This is a genomic window from Fibrella forsythiae (genome assembly GCF_017353175.1).
In the GTDB taxonomy this organism is placed as follows: Bacteria; Bacteroidota; Bacteroidia; order Cytophagales; family Spirosomataceae; genus Fibrella; species Fibrella forsythiae.
The window spans coordinates 418,765-438,625 of record NZ_JAFMYW010000004.1 but is presented as its reverse complement, the minus strand read 5'-3'; the positions used below and the strand labels follow the sequence as shown (position 1 = coordinate 438,625).

At 52.5% G+C, this 19,861-nt stretch carries 14 protein-coding genes and 1 tRNA gene; 4 read left to right on the top strand and 11 right to left on the bottom strand.

Going from position 1 to position 19,861, the window contains the following annotated elements:
• Nucleotides 1-13: 13 nt before the first annotated feature.
• Entirely contained in the window at nt 14-2,308 is a 2,295-nt protein-coding gene (locus J2I46_RS15955; RefSeq protein ID WP_207330033.1) for an efflux RND transporter permease subunit, read from the bottom strand.
• Nucleotides 2,309-2,478: 170 nt separating this feature from the next.
• Nucleotides 2,479-2,865, bottom strand: coding sequence for a hypothetical protein (locus tag J2I46_RS15950; protein ID WP_207330032.1), 387 nt, complete (start codon nt 2,863-2,865; stop codon nt 2,479-2,481).
• Nucleotides 2,866-3,116: 251 nt separating this feature from the next.
• Between J2I46_RS15950 and J2I46_RS15945 the strand changes: the two genes are divergently transcribed.
• A complete protein-coding gene (locus tag J2I46_RS15945) occupies nt 3,117-3,287 on the top strand; it encodes a hypothetical protein (RefSeq protein ID WP_207330031.1) in 171 nt (56 codons plus the stop codon).
• Between the two features lie 85 nt (nt 3,288-3,372).
• On the opposite strand, the gene J2I46_RS15940 is transcribed toward J2I46_RS15945, so the two are convergent.
• Together J2I46_RS15940 and J2I46_RS15935 are read right to left on the bottom strand one after the other, a co-directional pair.
• A complete protein-coding gene (locus J2I46_RS15940; RefSeq protein ID WP_262898036.1) occupies nt 3,373-5,778 on the bottom strand; it encodes an ATP-binding protein in 2,406 nt (801 codons plus the stop codon).
• 126 nt (nt 5,779-5,904) lie between these two features.
• Nucleotides 5,905-6,114: a hypothetical protein gene (locus J2I46_RS15935; RefSeq protein WP_207330029.1), complete on the bottom strand. Its 210-nt coding sequence runs from the start codon at nt 6,112-6,114 to the stop codon at nt 5,905-5,907.
• A 221-nt stretch (nt 6,115-6,335) separates the two neighbouring features.
• On the opposite strand from J2I46_RS15935, the gene J2I46_RS15930 reads away from it, so the two are divergent.
• Complete coding sequence (locus J2I46_RS15930; RefSeq protein ID WP_207330028.1) at nt 6,336-6,602, top strand: hypothetical protein; 267 nt, start codon at nt 6,336-6,338, stop codon at nt 6,600-6,602.
• A gap of 31 nt (nt 6,603-6,633) precedes the next feature.
• Here the strand turns inward: J2I46_RS15930 and J2I46_RS15925 are convergent, their stop codons facing one another.
• The 4 genes from J2I46_RS15925 to J2I46_RS15910 all read right to left on the bottom strand — a co-directional run bounded on the left by J2I46_RS15925 (nt 6,634) and on the right by J2I46_RS15910 (nt 11,763).
• Nucleotides 6,634-9,240: a PAS domain-containing sensor histidine kinase gene (locus J2I46_RS15925; protein WP_207330027.1), complete on the bottom strand. Its 2,607-nt coding sequence runs from the start codon at nt 9,238-9,240 to the stop codon at nt 6,634-6,636.
• Between the two features lie 210 nt (nt 9,241-9,450).
• Nucleotides 9,451-10,695 carry a hypothetical protein gene (locus J2I46_RS15920; RefSeq protein WP_207330026.1) on the bottom strand — a complete coding sequence of 415 codons (1,245 nt, stop codon included), beginning with the start codon at nt 10,693-10,695 and terminating at the stop codon, nt 9,451-9,453.
• A gap of 62 nt (nt 10,696-10,757) precedes the next feature.
• On the bottom strand, nt 10,758-11,066 hold the full coding sequence (locus J2I46_RS15915) for a winged helix-turn-helix domain-containing protein (RefSeq protein ID WP_207330025.1): 309 nt from the start codon (nt 11,064-11,066) through the stop codon (nt 10,758-10,760).
• 67 nt (nt 11,067-11,133) lie between these two features.
• Entirely contained in the window at nt 11,134-11,763 is a 630-nt protein-coding gene (locus J2I46_RS15910; RefSeq protein ID WP_207330024.1) for a hypothetical protein, read from the bottom strand.
• Nucleotides 11,764-11,929: 166 nt separating this feature from the next.
• Here J2I46_RS15910 and J2I46_RS15905 point away from each other — a divergent pair, with 166 nt between their 5' ends.
• Complete coding sequence (locus tag J2I46_RS15905) at nt 11,930-12,535, top strand: hypothetical protein (RefSeq protein WP_207330023.1); 606 nt, start codon at nt 11,930-11,932, stop codon at nt 12,533-12,535.
• A 157-nt stretch (nt 12,536-12,692) separates the two neighbouring features.
• On the opposite strand, the gene J2I46_RS15900 is transcribed toward J2I46_RS15905, so the two are convergent.
• Together J2I46_RS15900 and J2I46_RS15895 are read right to left on the bottom strand one after the other, a co-directional pair.
• Nucleotides 12,693-12,765 (bottom strand) — tRNA-Gly (locus tag J2I46_RS15900).
• Nucleotides 12,766-12,819: 54 nt separating this feature from the next.
• Nucleotides 12,820-17,223 carry a T9SS type B sorting domain-containing protein gene (locus J2I46_RS15895; RefSeq protein WP_207330022.1) on the bottom strand — a complete coding sequence of 1,468 codons (4,404 nt, stop codon included), beginning with the start codon at nt 17,221-17,223 and terminating at the stop codon, nt 12,820-12,822.
• Nucleotides 17,224-17,449: 226 nt separating this feature from the next.
• Here J2I46_RS15895 and J2I46_RS15890 point away from each other — a divergent pair, with 226 nt between their 5' ends.
• On the top strand, nt 17,450-18,490 hold the full coding sequence (locus tag J2I46_RS15890) for a PorP/SprF family type IX secretion system membrane protein (protein WP_207330021.1): 1,041 nt from the start codon (nt 17,450-17,452) through the stop codon (nt 18,488-18,490).
• Between the two features lie 102 nt (nt 18,491-18,592).
• On the opposite strand, the gene J2I46_RS15885 is transcribed toward J2I46_RS15890, so the two are convergent.
• Nucleotides 18,593-19,849 carry an aspartate kinase gene (locus J2I46_RS15885; RefSeq protein ID WP_207330020.1) on the bottom strand — a complete coding sequence of 419 codons (1,257 nt, stop codon included), beginning with the start codon at nt 19,847-19,849 and terminating at the stop codon, nt 18,593-18,595.
• Nucleotides 19,850-19,861 lie beyond the last annotated feature (12 nt).

Below are 19,861 nucleotides of genomic sequence, written 5' to 3'. Positions count from 1 at the left end.
GTTGTTAGATTGTTCATACTCGATAGCGCTTCAATGTCAGTAATAGAGCGGGTAACAAGACCAGGTTCGTCAGGCAGGCCATGAGCACTGTTGTGGCCACCAGCACACCCAGTGCGGCTGTTCCGCCAAAACCCGATGCTGCAAACACGGCAAAGCCACCCGCCAGAATCAGGGCGGTAAAAATCAGGCTGATCCCTGTTTCGTGAATTGCCTGCGAAATAGCCTCAGACGGCTCAAGACCCAATTGCAAGTGCCGGCGGTAGCTTGTCAGGAAATAGACCGTTCCGTCTGAGGCCAGCCCGAAGGCGATGCTGAAGATCAGGATGGTCGATGGCTTGAACGCAATATCAGCGAAACCCATAATGCCGGCCGTTACTACCAGCGGAATGAGGCAGGGCAGTTTGGAGAGCAGGATGATGGGAATAGACCGGAACAGGATCATGCCCACCAGCGCAATCAGGCCAATGGCCAGCAGCAGGCTCTCGTAGAGGTTACCCAGCAGATAATCGTTGCTTTGCAGAAAGACCAGGCTATGACCCGTGAGGCTCACCTTGTAGGGCGTTCCGGCCATAAGTGAGTCGAGCCGGGGGCGCAGGTGAGCCAGCAGGGCCTTCAATCGGATAGAGCCAATGTCGGCCATCTGATAGCTGACCCGCGTTGCCTGCCGGGTCGAGTCGACAAAGGAATTGGCCAGCGACGATGATTTGCCGGTCAGGGGCACGCCGTTGGTCAGCTTTCGTAGTTCCAGCGCGGGTGGCAGCACATAATAGCGCGCTTCGCCACCCCGGTACCCCTGATACGCAAACCGGATGGCATTGACCAGCGAGTTTGGTTTCGAAAACTCAGGATAACTGGCCATGACCCGTTCCAGTGCCCGAATTTTATACAGCACCCGTCCGGCTCCGGCGAATACACCGTTCGGCGTGCCGGTATCGATCATCACCTCAAGGGGAAGCGCGCCCTTGAATTGTTGCTCGAAGAACCGCAAGTCTGTATAGACCGGATCATTTTTAGGCAGATCGTCGACCACGTAGCCCTCAACCCGAATCCGGGTCAGGCCCAGGGCGCTCACCAGCGTGATCAGGGCGATGGTGCCGTAAATCAACTGTCGGCGATGGTGCACCCAGTAATCGACTTTGGTGAGCAGTCTGACCCAGCTCTCGCCCTGTAATGTTTGCCGTTCTGTGGTTTTGGGAACAGGCAGGTAGCTGAGGCCAATGGGTACCAGTAGCAGACAGACCACGTAAACCGCCAGCACGCTAATAGCCGCCACCACACCGAATTCCATCAGGAGACGACTGTTGGTGAAATAAAACACGCCAAATCCGATGGCCGTCGTTACGTTCGCCAGCAGCGCCGAAAGTCCGATTTGCTGGATCATGGCCTCCAATGCCCGCTGTTTTTGCCCATGCACGGCCAGTTCCTGATGGTATTTGTTCACCAGAAATACGCAGTTTGGCACGCCAATGACAATCAGCAGCGGTGGCAGCAGGCCAGTCAGCAGCGTGATGTCATAGTGGAACAAGGCCAACGTACCCACGGCAATGCAAACGCCGATGGCCACAATGACCATCGATAGCCACACCACACGACCTGAACGAAACAGCAGCCACACCATCAGTCCGGTTACGGCCGCGGCCAGCCCCATAAACAGTTTCATCTCTTTTGAAACCTTCTTCATCACCTCGGTCCGGATAGACGGGAGGCCGGAGTAATGGATGTCGATATGGTTTTTCTCAGCGAAGGTGCTGCCATACTGCCGAATGGATTCAACCAGGGCAATTCGATCGCGCGAGTTTAGTTTCTTCTCGTCGAACGAAATAGCCATAAGCGTCGACTTCGTGGCTGGGTTGACCAGCAGCCCTTCATAGAAAGGAAGAGAAAGAATGTGCGTTTTCAGGCTGTCTACTGCTGCTTGCGTGGTGGGAATCCGTTTAACCAGCGGGTTGATGGTCCAGGCGGTGTCGCGCTTATCGAGGGTATATAGCCGGGTGGTCGATAAAACCTGCTTCACGCCTGCCAGTTTCCCCACTTGTTCCGTCATCGTGTACCAATCCTGATATACAGGCAGATCGAACCAGCGGTTGCTTTGCCAGCCAACGACCATCAGTGTACCGTCGGCACCGAAGCGCTGCCGGAATCGGTCGTATTGCTGTTGGGTTGAATCAGAGAGCGGTAACACCCTGGCCAGTTGATACGACAGTTGCAAACGGGTGCCAAAATAGGCCATCAGCCCGGTAAGCAGGAGGAGCAACCCCAACCAGAATGCACGATACGAGAGAATAACGCGGGCTACAGAAGACCACATAACGATAGCGGGAAATAACAGAAAAATGGATAAAGTCCGATGATGAGCCACCAGCATCAGGTGGTTGAACAGACAGGTAGCCCGTTGGGCCAACGGGAGCTAACGCAGGTACGTTCTCCACTGAATCAACGGAGGCATACAAGCGTAGAAAAAAAACGTAGCCCTGCGCGTCAGGGGGCGTTGATCGCGATCTGGTGCTCGAAGATGAGCTGTAGAAAACGGAAGGAATACGAAGAGCGGTATAATTGCCCCGGTACACACGTGGCCGCTACCCACTGGCAAGCGGGTAGCCAGCAGGTTGTTGCGTTAAGTGAGGGGCCAAAGGCAAAACCAGTTTGCGCACTGATGCGGGCAACCGGGCCATGACTACAGACCATCGACGCGTAATCAGGATTAGGTGCCGATGGAGCGGGCGAATCGCACGAAATGTAGGTTTTTTGCTCTGTTTCTGAGCTGGCTTCGGCGTTCCAAACGGGCAATAGTATCATTAGCCAGGCGGCGATCATGCCACTCGACCACGTTAGCCATTGCCACTTAGTTGGAGTTGTTTTGCCCATTATTGCCCTTAAAATTCACCTTTTTTTGCGGTACGAGCAACTGGCTGGTTGGTGATTCCTGCCTCCGGTTCGCTCTGCCTTCTGCTTCTATCGACAAAAAGACAGCTAGTTACGTTCAGCAGGGCATAGCATAAAACAAAAGGCATTGTTTTCAGTAGTACTACATACAGCTTACGTATCTCCTGGCATTTGTTCATTATTCTGCCCCTATACGTTTGTTTATTTCCAACCAATCTCAACTACTGAAAAACATGGAGTCGTTAGCCCAAGCCAGTTTCCTTGAATTGCAAGCCATGCTGAAATACGCATTAGAACAGAAAGACATTGCCGATGCCGCCGGTCATTCTGCCATTGGCATTGACTGGACCTCGAAAGTGGATACACTCAGACAAGCCATTGCCGACAAGTTTGCCGCTATCTGATTGGCTGGTCAGCGTTGCGTGCGGCGTGATTGGTTGCCATCGATGACGCCGCACGCAACGCTGTCAGCCAACGACCCTGAACAGATTAGATAGGGAAATAAACGCTAAATGTAGCGCCTTGCCCGGGCTCGCTGCTGGCGGAGATGGCGCCACCATGGTTGGCCGCCACTTTTTCGCAGATAGCCAGCCCAACGCCCGTACCTGCATACTCGCTTTTGCTGTGAAGCCGCTGAAATACCTGAAAAATGCGGTTCAGGTACTTCTCATCGAAACCAATACCGTTGTCTATAACATCAACACGGTAATAGGCTGGCGTTCGGCGGGTAGGCTTTATACCGGTTGGCAGATCGCCATCGGGCAGCTGCTGAGCGGTAATCTGAATGCGCGGATGTTTGCCGGGCTTGGAAAATTTCAATGCATTGTTGAGCAGATTATGAAAAAGCTGGCCCAACTGCGACCTATCGCCGTAGATGACAGGCAACGGGTCAACCCGTATCTGTGCGTTTGTTTCCTGAATAACAAGTTCCAGATCACCCAACACTTGCTGAACAAGTTCGTTCAGCGGAATTGGCGCGGTAGCCTCCTGCCGGGTCGAGATCCTGGAAAAGGCCAGCAGATCGCGAATCAGCGTCGACATACGGCTGGCGGCCGATTGTATGCGTTCCAGAAAATCGACGCCCTGGCCTAGCTGAGGGCCATACTGTTGCTGAAGCAGGTCGCTGAATGCCTGAATTTTCCGGAGTGGTTCCTGTAGGTCATGGCTGGCTATATAGGCAAATTGCTGGAGGTTTTCGTTCGAACGGATCAAATCCTGATTCGATTCCTGAATCTGCCGGGTACGTTGCTGCACCTGTTGTTCCAGCTCTTCCTGGGCCATACGCTGCGACGTTATATCCTGCGTTACGCCGATCAGCTTTATGGGCTGGCCGTTGGGGGCGTAGACAGGCAGGCCCGATGCTTTTATCCAGTGCAGACTTCCGTCCGGATAGTGAATGCGGTATTCAGCGTAATACGTCGTTTTTGTTTCGATGGCTTCGGCTGTTGCCTGTTGTACAAGCGGCCGGTCGTCGGCAATGATGGTTTGTATGAGATCGGGGTAATCAAAGGGCGCGTTGGAAGGGCGCCCAAAATTGAGTTTGCACTGGGCACTGCACGTCAGCGTACCTGTGGCCAGTGCAAACTCAAACATACCTAATTTGCCCGCGTCCAGCGCCAGCGTGAGCCGCTGATTCGTTTGCTCTAAAATTACCTGCGATGCCTCGAGTTGCTGCTGAACAACAATCTGATCCGTCACATCGATGCCCATAACCATAATGGCGTATACATCACCTTCGTGGTTACGTATTGGTTTATAGTGAATATCGAAGTAGAAGGTTTCGAGTACACCATTGATCTCCAGCTTACCGGATGCGGCCCGCACGGTATAAGGTTCCCCGGTCTCGAACCCTTTGGCCAGTCGTTGCATGGTAGGCTGGTCTTTCAGTTCCGGCACGGCCTCTGCCAATGGTTTGCCCACCACCTCTGGCCCCTTACCCCAGTACTTGATAATCGTTTCGTTGGCGATTTCGATAACCAGTTCCCTGCCAACAAACAGGCAGGTGGCAATGGGGGCTTCTTCAATCAAGGCCCTGAATTTAGCTTCGCTCGATTCAATATTTTTTCGGGCAATGACTTGCTCGGTCACCTCATAGGCAAAGACCAGAATACCTTCTGTTTGCCCAGTTGCATTTTTAATTGGCTGATAGATAAAGTTGATGAAAACACTCTGGGTTTTTCCCTGTCCATTTTTCCAGTGAATAGGCACCTCCTTGCCAACGAATGGCTTACCAGTTGTAAATACGGTATCGAGCAATTCGTAAAAGCCTTGTCCTTCCAATTCAGGGAGTGCCTCTCTAACGGGTAATCCCAGGATGTTTCGCCCGCCAATCAGCTCCTGATAGGTAAAGTTGACCAGCTTGTATATATGCGTAGGCCCGCTCAGAATGCAGTGTGCAGCGGGGGCCTGCATAAAAAAATTATGTAGTACCCGGCGTTCTGCGTCGAGGGTTGCGTTACTTCTGATTCCGTTTACCTGATCTCTTATCCGGGCATCCAGCTGTTCGTTTTGAGTCAGTAGCGACGTTAGCAGGCCCAGGTCTGTTGGTTCGTCCAGTTCAGCTTGTGCCAGTGCGCGCTGCTCGGCGGTGATCACCTTGTTTTCTACCTGCTGTAATAGGCTAACGACCTGATCCGCTACGTCTTCCATCTCGACCAATCCCTGCCGGGCTTCATCGATCTGCCCTTCGTGAAACTGCCTCACAAGTTTTCGGGCAACCACATGAATCGACGCGTGAACGCGTTCCAACTCGTGTACTTCCGGCATATGCTCGTAGTCGATCAGTGCCCGGCCGTAGATCCATTTGCCAAGCGAACAGGCATACTGCGACAAAACCGACGATTCGTGTTCGCTCGATTCATTGTACAGAATGGCACGCAAACGGCTTTTAAACAATAAATGCTTAGCTCTGGCTTGTTGGAAGTCGGCGGGAGTAAAGGGCTTCAAAGGAGGCAGATATAGCGTAACGGAGTAGAAGTAAAGAATTCGTCACCTGGTGACTGGTCGTTCGCGCCTGATAGTCTAAAATAAATGGAGTCGACTAAAAGCAAACCGTATACCCAGGTACGTATAGCCACCCAGGGCAACCGTTTCAAAAAACGCTTCGATGTAGTGGCGGCCATACGTGCCGGTTTGTATGTCCTGTAGCCAATCGATCCACATAGTGCAGTAAATCAGAAAGAAACCGAGGCTGGCCGATAGGAGGAGGAATGTTCGTAAATTCTGCTTCATAGGTGGTAGATTGTTGAGTAATTGCCCGGTAATCTGATGATTGCCGGTATGCGTTCGTACTACAAGACAACCAATCAGCAGAATAGTTTAGCGAGTCGTACAAACTAACCGAATAGTATACTATACTTTGGCTATAGGTATGATGGTGACAAAAAGCAGGCCACATATGGCCCCGTTTCCGGGCCTGAGCTTACCTTTACCATATTTGGTCGCCAACGTACATGAAATTAACCTGGACATTCTACCCGCAACCCGGGGTCTCTGTTTCACTAACGGTCATATACGTACCTGAGCTGGATGACGAGCGCCTGCCGTCGGGTGGTTTTTTCAACGCTGAAACGAATACGGCCTACGTTGACTGGGCCACGTACCGCCGATTCGACGACGTTGACGTTAAGGGTCGGAGAGAGGCGTTTCAGCAACTGACGCCGCTGTCGGCACGCGCCAGAGTAAGTTTGTCAACCGGGAAAGAGCTATCGTTTACCTAGCGAGTAGGCGACTACCGGTTTCTACGGCTGGTTAGCCGGTTACTGTTGAGGCGGTGGGCAGATAGATGCAGAATGTGGCTCCATGGCCCGGCTGGCTGCTGGCCGTAATAGCGCCCCCATGGTTAACAACTACTTTCTCGCAAATAGCCAGGCCAATACCAGTGCCAGCATAGTGGGCCTTGCCATGGAGCCGCTGAAACACCTGGAAAATGCGATCGGCGTATTGTTGATCAAAACCAATGCCATTATCTGTCACCATGATCCGATAGTAAGACTTGGCTAACCGGGCGGGTTTTACGCCAGTCGGCAATTTGGCGGCAATAAGCACGTCGTAACTGACGCGTATGATCGGTGTTACGCCAGTCTGGCGAAATTTGAGGGCATTACTCAACAAATTCTGGAAGAGCTGCCCCAGCTGAACGGCGTCGCCGAGTACAGTTGGCAGCAGTTCAATCTTTATCTGCGCCCACGTTTCCTGAATCATGATTTCCAGATCGGTCAACACCAGCCGAATCACCTCGTTGAGCGGCACCATGGCGTTGGTATCCTGGCGGGTCGAGATTCGGGAGAAAGCCAGCAGGTCCTGAATCAAAATCGACATGCGGTTGGCTGCCGACTGCATTCGCTTGAGGTAATCGATTCCTGGTCCCAGTGTCTCGGCATGCTGATCCTGTAGCAATTGCCCGAATGCCTGAATTTTCCGGAGTGGTTCCTGCAGGTCGTGGCTGGCTATATAGGCAAACTGCTGGAGGTTTTCATTCGAGCGGGTCAAAAGCATATTGAACTCGTTCAACTGGTCATTGGTCGTCGTCATTTCATCATAACTGGCCAATAGTTCCTCATTCGAGGCGCTTAACTCTTCATTTGTCGCGGCCAGTTCTTCGGTACGCTGCTCTACCAGTTGTTCCAGCCGGGTAGATAAGGTTCGGTACCGGAGTTCGCTTTCTTCCACTTTCTGCCGGGCCAATACCTGCTCCGTTACATCAAGAGCTACATTAACGATGGCATATACGGCCCCTTGGGCATCGAAGAGGGGCGTGTATGAGAAGCTGTAATACCCGCGTTTCAACACGCCGTGTTGCACAATATCGATCGATGTGTCGAAGGTGCGGTAGGCCGTACCAGAGGTATAAACGTCGTCTAAAATTTTGAAGAAAGGCTGGTTCCCGGTGATTAGCTCGGGCATTATTTCCCGGAGTGGCCTGCTAACAATAGTGGGGCCCTTGCCTGCTATGTCGATGAACGCCTGATTACAGCTTTCAACAACATGATCGGGCCCGATCAGCAGACTGATGGCGGCAGGAGAGGCATCGATAACGGATCGTAGTTTTGCTTCGCTTTCTTCTACCTGTTGCCGGGCCAGTACCTGCGCTGTCACGTCCATCGACATATCCATGATGGCGTATACCTCACCGGCTGCATTGCGTAATGGCTTATGAATGAGGTCGAAATAGAACGTTTTTAGCTGACCACCAACTACCAGATCGGCTCGAAGGTTACGGGCTTCGTAGGTCTTGCCCGTTGTGAAAACCTCCTGTAACAGCTGGAGATGCGGTTGGCCTTCCAGCTCGGGCAGGGCTTCTCGGAGTGGTTTGCCGATCACGCTTTTGTCTCTGCCCCAGTAGCTAAGCATGACATCGTTAACAACCTCGATTCGCATATCCTCCCCTACGAACAGACAGGTAGAGATGGGGGCTTCTTCTATCAATGATTGAAACTTGGCGGCCGTTGCCTTCACTTCATGACGAGCCAGCACCTGCTGGCTCACGTCTGTGCAAACAACCAGTATTCCGGAAATACGGCCATCCGTTTCGCGCTGGGGCTGAATGGTAATATCTGTGTAAATCGTTTCGGGCTGGTTGTTACGAAGCACAGGTATAGCTACCTCCGGGGCAGAGTAAGGGGTACCTGTAGTAAGCACCTGGTTCAGCAGTTGGTCGAATCCCTGTCCAACCAGTTCCGGTAGCGCTTCCGGCAGGGATTTACCCACCAACTGATCAGGATTACGGCCCGACAGCTCGGCAAAAAAAACGTTAGCCATCCGGAACACCAGATCATCGGCGCCAAGAATGGCAATACCAACCGGCGATTGGTCAAACAGCGCCAGTACCTTCTGTCGGCTTTGCTCCAGTGCCTCGTGCTCCGGCGCGGTGTTTGTGGTTTCCGCGCACGTCACCAATACGCCACTTATAACGCCGGCGTCGTTTGCCAGCGGGCTGAAACTATAGGTCCAGCAGGCGAGCCCCATCTGACTATCCCGGTAAAGCGGCAGTTTCTGGTCTTCAAACCAAACAGCGTCGCCGCCTGCCATGATGTTGTAGATCATGGGGCCAATCACCGGCCACGACTCTGCCCAGCTTTCTTCGCCACGCTGTCCTAATGAAGACGGATGCTTGCCATTGTCGTCCAGAAGTGGCCGAAAGGCGTCATTGTACAACGTAATCAGCTCCTGACCCCAGAAGATGAGCATCGGAAATCGGGCGTGCAGCATCATGCTTATCAGCGTGCGCAGGCTCGCAGGCCATTGATCAGGTGACCCCAGCGCCGATTTCGACCAGTCATGCATACGGGTCAATGCGCCCAGTTCGCCGCCGCCCGCCAGAAAGGAATGCGTGGAAGATGTCTCAGGTGTATTCAAGGTAGTCCGGTGTATGAACTACGCAAGTTAGTAGTCCAAACGAATCGACTATAAACTTAGTAGGCTATCCTTTTTACCGGTACGCCATAAGCGGGGAGCCAGTCAAAAAAGCAGGAGAGGCGTTCTAAAGGCACTTTACACCCGCAACAGACCCGGTAGCTTGTAGCGTAAGGCTGAGAAAACCTGTCTGTTGCCGGGTAGATGTATCCCTCATTTGAAGCCGAAGAGGAGCGGAAACAGGAAGGCCACTACGGCACTCCATACACTATAGATTGGCAGAAAAAAGGCCATCGACTGCCCTACCAGTGAGAGTTCGCTTTTGCGGGTTACAGCTCCGAACAACCGTATGCCTACATATAGGAGGTGAAGGAGCATGAGTACATTGGCACCCAACACGGCCGCCCGATTAGGCGTTAGGCCCCACTCCGAAATCCGGAACAGAACAGCCGACAGGGCAATGCCATTGACCAGTACCGTCACGGCCGATAGCAGTAGCAGAACGAGCAGTTGAGCTGGTTTCTTGCTGGTTGGTGTGGCCTCGGCTACCGAGAAGAAAATCAGGGCCATCACGCCAACCAGTAACGCATTATAAATCAACAGAAACTCCCGGTCATTGAACGGGTTTTTACCCGAGAAAAGCGTAGCGCCCAGATACACGACCAGCATAACCAGCGCTACCGGGCTAAACAGGTTGGCAATCACCGGCGCAACTTTATTGACCAGAGCGGGCTGTGCCTGCGTAAGAAAGGTTGCCACGATGGGTACGGCGGCCAATCCGCATACGACCACATTATCGAAATAGAATTGTTCGATGTGCCAGCCGCTCAACCCGAACAGGTTGATAGTAAGAGCAGTTGTTAATCCACCCGAAATAAGTAACAAGGCCGTTACGACCGCCAGTTCTCCGTTATAGCGCAGGAATCCGAGCCAGTTTACCCCGCCTTTAAATTTGCCTCCACCGAAGGTAAAGCCCAGCAATGACCACAGCCATAATGGTAAGTGGATGCAAGACAGAATCAGCGTATCACCCGACTTTCCTGTGTGAATGAAATTTATAAAACCGGCGGCTAACAAAGTAAGCCCCACCAGCCAGGCACCTGTTGTGCGGGAGATTTTGTTTTTCCAGGCGAAATAGGCAATCAGCAGGGGGAAGACAATGAAGCCAATATTTCGTGTATAAAAATAGTCCTTGTCTAACGATAGCAGTCTGGGCAGTTGAGCCATGAGCGCCGCTACCAGCGAAGCGCCGATCATAAACAGGCGCTCGCTGGGCGTGCCCCAGAATGATTCTTCGGGCGTATAGTTTAGCCGCTGATACCAGCCCTCGGCCAGTGGGTTATCCTGCAACTGCGGATACAGAGAGTTAAAATCCGCTTTGAAGGTCGATTTGTTAGTCCAGTACAACGTTTCGAGTTGCCGGGGGTTGTTGATGTTTGAGAGAATGTCGTTGCGCATAAGAGTAAAAGGTTAAAAATGATAAAGTACTTTGCAGTACAGAGTAAAGGGGTAAAAAAAATTTAGTCTTGATTTTTATTGGTCAAAATCAGCCGTTCAAGGGCGTCAAGATGGTTTTTAAACGCTGTAGTTCCCTGTTTGGTGGCCTGGTAGCTGGTACTGGGTTTCCGGCCAATAAACTGCTTTTCAACCTGTAGGTACCCCGCTTCTTCCAATGTTCGTAAATGACTGGACAGATTACCATCGGTTAATTGCAGCGCTTCTTTCAGGTAGCTAAAGTTCACACTCTCCGTTACCATCAGCACCGACATGATACCCAATCGCGCCCGGCTCTCGAAATCTTTGTTGATATGTTTTATGTAATCCTTCACCTTTTCTTAACCAGGGCACAGCAATGATGTTTACGGGTTCACTTTCCGGCTTCAGGCGGTAGCCCGCTCATTGCCTTTTTTCGTACTTATAGTAGAGCAAGGCCCCGTATAGAATGTTCAGACCACCAAAGCCCACAGCCCAGGCTACCAGGCCGTATTCAATCTGAAAACAGGCGAGAAGGCCCAGTGCCACTTCGCACAGTCCTAGATAACGAAGGTCAGGAAAGGCATATTTGCTGCCATTGATCTGGGCAAGGCCGTAGAAAATAAGCATCGACGGAGCCACCAGATATAGGAGGTTATGATACACCAGTACCAGGCAGAATACCCCACCTACCACCAGCGGAAGGCACAGATTAGCAAACATGCGCTGGCCGGGATCTTGCCAGATCGACTGCTGATCCCGCTGAGCCTTGAACCAGGTCAGGCTAATGACCGAGCCTACGGCCAACACCAGGACGAACGCAGCTACCAGCAATAGAAAATTACCTGATTTCTGGGTAAGCGTGCCGTTGTATACGTCTGGGTACGTCATGTGCTGCTGGTTTAGATGCCAGTAGATCAGCCCTACTCCAACCAGTGCCAGTAGGCCTACTACTATACCAGACAGCCCGCTCAGAGACGTAAAACGGGCCGAGCGCTCCATGAGGTTTCGGATTTCCTGAAGGGCCGCGAGTGGATCTTGTTCCTGTGCCATGTAAAGTACTTTGTGTGGCAAAGTTAGAAGAAGTTTTTAACATTCAATAGATACGTTGTTTTTTTATATGAAGTTGTCTCTGGGCTGAAGCGTCTGGGACTACCTTATGGGGAGGGCTATTGCCTTGTGTACTCAACAATTGGCCTTATTATGTACTTATAGGTATATGAATACTCAAACAAAACAAGATACTGGCCTATCGCTGATTGATGATGGTGGACGGAAACAGCTAGAGGCGTCTTTATCTGATTTCGCCGCTTTTTTACGTCGCCAACCTGCCTTTTGCGGCACGCCCGAACAACAGGAAGCGCTCGTAAAACATGTATCGAAAGGGAATGATCTGATCAAACTGGTGACTCAGGAGCGGCTTAAAATCACTCGCGAGCTGGACCATCAGAAACACGATTGGATTGAATTGGAAAAGCAGCTCACGGCTCCTATCGTAGCTGCCCTACAACCCCTGAAAGATGCTGTAGATCATTACAACCGGGAAATCATGCGTGTGCGTGAGCATCAACTGGCCGACAGTGGACAACAGGGTTCGGTTGATCAGGCTGATAAAACAGACTGGCTGGCGGCGAATATAGATGTGATAGACAAACCCAAGGGCGTACGAACCAGGTGGGCGTTCAAGATCACAGATCCGGCGCTAGTTCCGAACGGCTATTGGATGATCAATGAAGCTACGATTAAAGCAGACATCGCCAACGGTGTCCGGTCGATACCTGGTGTGCAGATATACGAGGAAACCCTGACTACGTTTCGTACATAGCACGGCCATTGAGTAATAGTGGTTATTAGGCAACAGACGTCAACCGAGGCTTGCTGGTCTAAGGTGTAAACTGTAGTGTAGACTGGCGATGTCAGTAAACGCAAAACAGCCAGCTAACTAAGCGTTAACTGGCTGTTTTATTATTAATCACAGATTGAGCGGGAAATGGGGTTCGAACCCACGGCCTGCAGCTTGGGAAGCTGCCGCTCTACCAACTGAGCTACTCCCGCCTGGAGCGTAGCAAAGATAGTAGTTTGCCAAACTAGTGCAACACCTTACGATAACTACCGAAGGAGCAGCACTGAGCCGCGTTTAACGGCGGTGGGGCGCTCGGGGAAATATTGGCTTTTGTACGAGATCACATATGGGTATACCATCGTTTGTGCCGGTTCGCCCCGGTACGTGCCGTCCCAGGCTGGAGTTTCGGGCGTACTGGCAAAAATAACTTCGCCCCAACGGTTGTAGATCCGTAGCTCCATTTCGGTGGTATAGGCGTTGAGTGGTACAAAGGTGTCGTTTACCCCATCGCCATTGGGCGAGAACGCATTGGGCGTAAATACGCGCGGTTCGCATAGATCGATTACGCGGGCTGCATCGCGGGCAATACAGCCGTTACTACCTGTTACCACCACCGAATACGTACCTACCTGACCAACCAGCAGCGTAGTTGAACTGGTGTTTGTCGGTGTCCAGACAACGGTTTGGCCCGCTTCCAGCAGTGCTACGCGGAGTTCCGTTTGCTGGTTATCACCCACGCAAATGGCAGCCTCTCGGGTGAGAACGAAGCGGGGAGCCGGTTTTACGTTCACGTCCACGGCGTCAGACTGTTCGCAGCCATCAATGTTGGCCGTTACCGTATAGCGGCCAGTTTGTTGCGGGCGCAACTGAGACCCCTGCGTGCCGTCGCTCCAGCGGAAAACGGCACCCGGCGATCCCGCCGCCTGCAAGACCTGTACGGTACCTGCGCAGAACTCGGCGTCGGGCCCGGCGTTTACTTGTGGCGTTTGCTTCAGGGCTATCTGACGCGGCGCCGAGTTTACGCATCCATTGACTGTAACGGAATAGATCAGGGTTACCACCTGGCCAATGGCCGACGTTGGTGGTGTAAACTGGCCGACCGGGTCAGTGTTTGGCCCAGCCCAGGATCCTCCTGAGGGACTGCTGCCGCTCAATTGCAATGACGTGAGCGACTGCGGCGCGCCCAAACAGAGAGATAAGTTAGGCCCCGCCGAGACCGTTGGCTTTTGTACGAACTGCGCTACTACACTGGCCGTACCGATGCACCCATTCAAGGCATTGGTCGTTGTGAGGGAATACGTACCTGCGGTATTGACCGAAATGGTTCGGGTGGTACCGCCATTACTCCAGCGATAGGCAACGCCTCCCGGTGCGCCGCCATCCTGAGGTGTTAGCAGAATGGTATCGCCAACGCACTTGCTCCGGTTGGGGCCCAGGCTAAGCGCAGATCGCGTATCTATGCCGATTGTTATGGCAGAAAGCGAGGCAACACAGCCAATGTTATCGACCACCGAAACGCTATACACCCCTGCTGCTACGCCCGTCAACGACGGGCTGGTACTGACAATAGCTCCGGCACTATTTCGCCACTGATAACCAGCTGGTGTTCCGCCACTTATACCCAATGTGGCTGATCCACTGCCGGGTACGTCGCATCGTTGCGGGCCGGGTTGCGCAGTCAGCGCCAGCGGAAGGGCTTTCGATCGCAGTTCAAACGATGCATTCGTGACGCAGGCATTCTCGTCGGTAACGCTGACTGTGTAAGCGCCCTGTGTCAGTGCTGAGGCCGAATTGCCGGTTGTTGAAATAGGCGTACCGCTAACGGTTGTCCAGGAATAGGTGAACGAATTGGTTGGCGAAGCGGTACCCGATACTACCAGCGTTGGGGCAGGCTGTACCAGAATGACGCCATCAATGGTGGTGCAACCCGCAGGGTTTGTCAGCGTTGTGGTCAGTAACGGATTCTTCACGCCAATGACCTGAATGGTATCTCCGGCTGAGCAGACGACGCCATCCAGTGTAGAAAACGAACCTGTAACGGTATACGTACCTGGCTGGGTTACGCTGATCTCACGGGATGTTGCGCCGGTGCTCCACTGAAACTGTTGGTATCCCTGCACTTCTGGTACGGCCAGTGTCCGTGTTCCGCTTTCGCAAAGGGTTTGATCTGGGCCCAGATTTAACCTGGGCGGTATTCGTATATTGATCTCGATAACATCTGACTCAAAACACTCGCCTCCATTCGCGATGAAGGCCGTATATGAGCCCGGTATACTCGTTGTCAATACCTTGGATCTGGAGAAAACACGGCCTCTGAAAACCCAGGCGTATTCCTCCGCTTCTGCGTTGATGGTTACCGAAACGGGCTTGTTGGTACAGACGTTGATATCAGGGCCCACGCTGAATGGCTTGGGCTGTTCAATAACAGTCAGCGATGTTTCGGCTGTAGCCGTGGTACAGGTGGCTCCGGTTGATGTGATCACGCGTACATCGAGCGTAGCTGAGTACGTATCGGGCGTGCTGAGCTGAACGGTCTGCGATGTTTGCGTGAACGAAAGGATCTGGGCTACTACCGCTCCCGCGCTGTTCCTGACTGTCAGATTATACGTCTCTTTCAGCTTGGGACAATAGGGCGTAATCTGGAACGTGACAGGGTCTCCTTCGCAAACGTTGCTGGCCGATAAGCCCGCACTGCTCGATGGTTCAGTAAAGTTAACAACCTGGTTAGGCAAGCCCAACTGACTGACTTTCCCGCCTAAATCCTGTCCCGATACGGTAAATACAGGGGGTTTGGCAAAGGGGTTTGTAGTAACGGTGCCGCTTCCGTTTGGATTGTCGATGACGCCCAGCGAGGGTTGATCCTGCACTGCTACGTAGATCTTACCATCAGGGCCAATCTGAAGCGAGCCATACTGCCGGGTGGTGCTCTCGTCGATCAGCGCACTGGTACTGACCGGGTCATCAACGGTGATATCAAACTGAATGATGCGCGATGGTCCTGTCTGGGTCTGTACACCACTGACGCTGGTGACTTCGCCCAGTAAACTGACGTAGACTTTGGACCCGTCGGGTGAGAATTCGACCCCGTAGGCGGTGGGTGGGGCAGGTCCAAGGTCAATTTTCTTGTTAGGACCGGTTAGTATCCCGGTTTCGGTGTTAAACGAGAATAGTTCGACGTAGCTTTTCTGTCGGTCGGGATCTGTACTATTGGGGTCGCCAGGTATGACTACCGCCACCGGTCTGACGGCTGTATTGCTGTTGCCCGCCGTAGCTGTACCAGACACGACTGTTCCTGAGCTAACGGTACCCGACGTACCTGTAGTGGTGACGGGGGGTGTTGGGGCCGGGCCGATCTTGATCTGTCCTTCTCCGCGAGACGGCGAATCATGGGCGGTACCTAAACAATATTGTTGCTGTGTTGAGGCGGTGGCCGTGGTCAGGTGATCGACCCGGAAACAGTTACTGCCGTAATCGTGGGTGAGTACCCAATAAGTCGTGTCTTTGTCATTTCTGACAGCCGCCGAACGCTCGGTGCTGCTGGCCGATGTTGAGGAGGTTACTACGGGAAGGTTCTGCTGCACTACGGCTCCGTTACCGCTGTTCCGGCGCATGTCCACCACGCTATACGTGATCTGGCGCGTTCCGTTGATTTCGGCGGTCGTATACACATAGTAGAGGTAATCGCAACCCCGGCAAACAGGCTTCGGCACAATAATCGCCGACTGAGTTGAGCGCTGGTTTCCGCCCAACACGGCCGAACTGCTGGTCAACGATCCGCTGACAGGGTCATACACCTGCATGGGTTTACCGTCTTTATCGTATACGGTAATACCATCGCTGTAAAACAGAATGTTGCCTTTCGTATCAGTAATTGAGGCCGATCCTTCAATGGTTGATAATTTACCGTCGGTAAGAGGCTGAGGGCTATCACCACCAAAGTCGAGGCCCGCGTTGTTGCCAAAATACCATTTCGATCCCGGCGAGCCGCTTTCTTCCGGACACAGGCTTACCCGTATTCGATCCTGGTAGGAGCAACCCGCTTCGTTCGTCACTTCCACCGAATAACAGCCCGACGCCGTAGTACTGATGCTTTGAGTTGTCTCGCCCTTGGGAAACCACAGGTACGTCAAACTGGTACTCGAGGGAGAAGAGGGAGCGCCATTGGGGTAAGGGTCAAGGGTAATCGACGTACCTTTACAGATGGTCGTATCCGGGCGCCAGTTCTGGAACTGCGACGGAGGCGTACCTACCAATACGGTAAATGTAGTGGGGGGTAGGGCGGTAGAGCTAACTACCGATGTTGAGGCCGCTGTTGTGCTGATTGTGCGGGTAATCGTGATTGTTTTTGTCCCCGGTGAGGTAAATGACGCACTGGCGACCATACCCGTTTGCGGCGAACCTCCATCGATGACCCATTTTGTTTTCGCTTTGTCAGCGGCGGGGTCAACGTCGTAGAAATTTACAGGGTCGTTTCCGCAAGGGGGCGTGCCGGTTGAAGAAACGGGTGTACACAAACTGCCAACAATCTTAATTTTGTTTTCCTGTTCAGTTTGTTGAATAAGGGATGCCGATCTGGGCGAGGTCTGGGCCAAACTGGTAGTCATCCCCATCAAGAGCCAAACCACCGCCCAGGCGATTGAAAAGAGCGCGTATCTTACCTGGAATACCATTTGTTGAGAGAGAACGAAAGTCTGGCCATCATATAACAGAGAAGAGACCCGTTACGTTATACTAAACGAATTCAGCCCCGTAAAATTTTACCTTTAAACCGCTGACTTGATGCCACTTTTTGAAGCCCTTCAGCGTATACCTGTTCACCCACCCATTGCCTGCTAGTACTAATCTATTTTCGACCATTTACCCCATTTGGCAATGAATTTGCGTTGCTTATCCAGCATGGTTATACGATATACGATTCTTTGCCTCCTGGCGTTGCTGCTGACCCCACTCTGTTTTGCACAGGATCCGCAGTTTACGCAGTTTTATGCCGCCCCTCAGTACCTCAATCCGGCTTTTGCAGGGTCGGCACTGGCACCGCGGGCCACAATCAATTACCGTAACCAGTGGCCAGCCATTACCAACTACGTCACTACGGTTGTTGGCCTTGATTATTATGCTCCGAAACTGAACAGCGGTTTTGGTCTGATGCTCGTGAGCGATAACCAGGGGCAGGGGGCCGTGCAGTCTACAGAAATAGCCGGGCAATATGCGTACCAGTTCCAGGTGAGCGAATCGTCGTTTGTTCGGCTTGGGGTACAGGCCAGTTACGTAAACCGAAACGTTAATTACTTTGGCCTCACCTTCGGCGATCAGTTTTCGTCGCAGGGCCTAATCAGCAATACCACAAGCGATGCTCTTATTGCGGCGTTGACCAACGCGCCCAACAACCGTTACGCCGATTTTTCAACGGGTGGCCTGTTCTATTCCGACTGGTTCTGGGTGGGCGCGTCGGCGCACCACATCAGCCGGCCCGATCAGAGCTTTTTTGAACCCAACAGTAGCCGGTTACCCATCAAAGGCTCGTTCCAGGCTGGCCTGCGCATTCCGTTAACAGGCTTTACGGGCTATGGCGATGAGATGGATCGCGAGATCAGCTTTTCGCCTGTAGTAAACTACAAATTCCAGGGTAAGTATGATCAACTCGATTTGGGCGCGTATCTAACCTATTCGCCCATTACGATCGGCGCCTACTACCGGGGAATTCCGTTTAAGAAATACGATCAGCGGATCAATAACCACGACGCCCTCGCGGGCCTGATTGGTTACCGTGCTGACAAGTTCTCGATCGGATACAGCTATGATGCCACGATTTCGACGCTTGGCTTCGCCAGCGGCGGTTCGCACGAAATATCGATCTCCTACATTTTCGACCGTCCCGAAAGCAACAAATCGCGCTATAAGCCGAAGAAAGGAATGCTGTCGTGTCCGAAATTTTAAAAGGTGTTCTCTCTGTCTTCGGTCCTCTGTTGCGCTGCTAAACCACAATCAGGTACGTTAGCAGCGCAACAGAGGACCGAAGAGAGGACACCTTCTAAACCGTCAACTTTCATCCCTCGCCACCAATTGCACTGTGCTGCGGCTTTTCTGCTCCAGTAGCAGCTTTTTGCCTACAAGTACCCGATCGATAGTGCTTTGATCGTAATGACGGATGGTGATCAACTCCAGCGCTTCGTTGTAGGTAACCCGAAAATGGCCGCGTAGGCGTTCCAGCAGGTCGGGAATACGGTCGGGTTTGCTGTCAACGACGACAGAAAAGCTCAGTGCTGTGTTCTGCATCAAATTAATTTTCACCCCCGCCGTGGCGAACAGGCCAAAAATCAGGCTCAGATTATCTTCCGCGATAAATGAGAAATCGGTTGGGTGAAGTGAGATCAGCAATTGATTCACTTTGAAAATAAACGATGGAGTTGTTTTGTCAACAGTGTGAGCGCCAACCAACGTACCTGGCTGGTCGGGTTTCAGAAACGACTTTACGTAGAGTGGAATGCCCTTGTTCTGCAGCGGCTTTATTGTTTTCGGATGAATGACCGTTGCACCGTAATAGGCCAGTTCGGTAGCATCTTGGTACGTCAACGAAGGGAGCAGCACCGTTTCGTCGAAATAGCGTGGGTCGGCGTTCAGAACGCCAGGTACGTCTTTCCAGATCGTGATGCTCTCGGCCCCCAGGCTGTAGCCAAAAATCGCCGCTGAATAATCTGATCCTTCCCGGCCAAGGGTTGTTGTTTCTCCGTCGGAAGTACCCCCAATGAATCCCTGCGTAATGACCAGGCCTGTTTTGTCGTCCGCGAAATCCTGAATAAGCGATTGAGTGGCTGTCCAGTCAACTTTCCCTTCTCGGAAGGTATCGTCGGTACGAACCAACTGCCGGGCATCGGCCCAGCGAACAGTCAGGCCAATGTGGATCAGGTAAGCCGCCACGATTCGGGTCGAAACCAGTTCACCTATTGACACAAGCTGATCGTAGACCGCATCGTAACTGCCCGGCGAAGGTGTAGTAAGTTTAGCGGCTACCGATGAAAACAGATTTCGGATAGGTGCCAGCAGTTCGTCGGGTAGTTCAAATTCAGCGATAATTAGTTCGTGGGCAATAACTACGTTCTGCCAGCGTAACAGGGCTTCATCCGTTCGGCCAGCCATGTAGCTGACAACGATCTCCTCCAGGGCGTTGGTGGTCTTTCCCATGGCAGATACCACCACAACCAGGTCGTTGCCCGCCTCTCGCTGAATAATTGTACCGACGTTGCGGATACCCGCCGCATCACGCACCGAAGCCCCACCAAATTTATAGACTTTCATGGTCAATGAGTT

Coding starts and splice junctions, on each gene's coding strand:
- J2I46_RS15955 (WP_207330033.1), bottom strand. CDS start 2,308: ATGTGGTCTTCTGTAGCCCGCGTTATTCTCTCGTATCGTGCATTCTGG.
- J2I46_RS15950 (WP_207330032.1), bottom strand. CDS start 2,865: ATGGGCAAAACAACTCCAACTAAGTGGCAATGGCTAACGTGGTCGAGT.
- J2I46_RS15945 (WP_207330031.1), top strand. CDS start 3,117: ATGGAGTCGTTAGCCCAAGCCAGTTTCCTTGAATTGCAAGCCATGCTG.
- J2I46_RS15935 (WP_207330029.1), bottom strand. CDS start 6,114: ATGAAGCAGAATTTACGAACATTCCTCCTCCTATCGGCCAGCCTCGGT.
- J2I46_RS15930 (WP_207330028.1), top strand. CDS start 6,336: ATGAAATTAACCTGGACATTCTACCCGCAACCCGGGGTCTCTGTTTCA.
- J2I46_RS15920 (WP_207330026.1), bottom strand. CDS start 10,695: ATGCGCAACGACATTCTCTCAAACATCAACAACCCCCGGCAACTCGAA.
- J2I46_RS15910 (WP_207330024.1), bottom strand. CDS start 11,763: ATGGCACAGGAACAAGATCCACTCGCGGCCCTTCAGGAAATCCGAAAC.
- J2I46_RS15905 (WP_207330023.1), top strand. CDS start 11,930: ATGAATACTCAAACAAAACAAGATACTGGCCTATCGCTGATTGATGAT.
- J2I46_RS15895 (WP_207330022.1), bottom strand. CDS start 17,223: ATGGTATTCCAGGTAAGATACGCGCTCTTTTCAATCGCCTGGGCGGTG.
- J2I46_RS15890 (WP_207330021.1), top strand. CDS start 17,450: ATGGTTATACGATATACGATTCTTTGCCTCCTGGCGTTGCTGCTGACC.
- J2I46_RS15885 (WP_207330020.1), bottom strand. CDS start 19,849: ATGAAAGTCTATAAATTTGGTGGGGCTTCGGTGCGTGATGCGGCGGGT.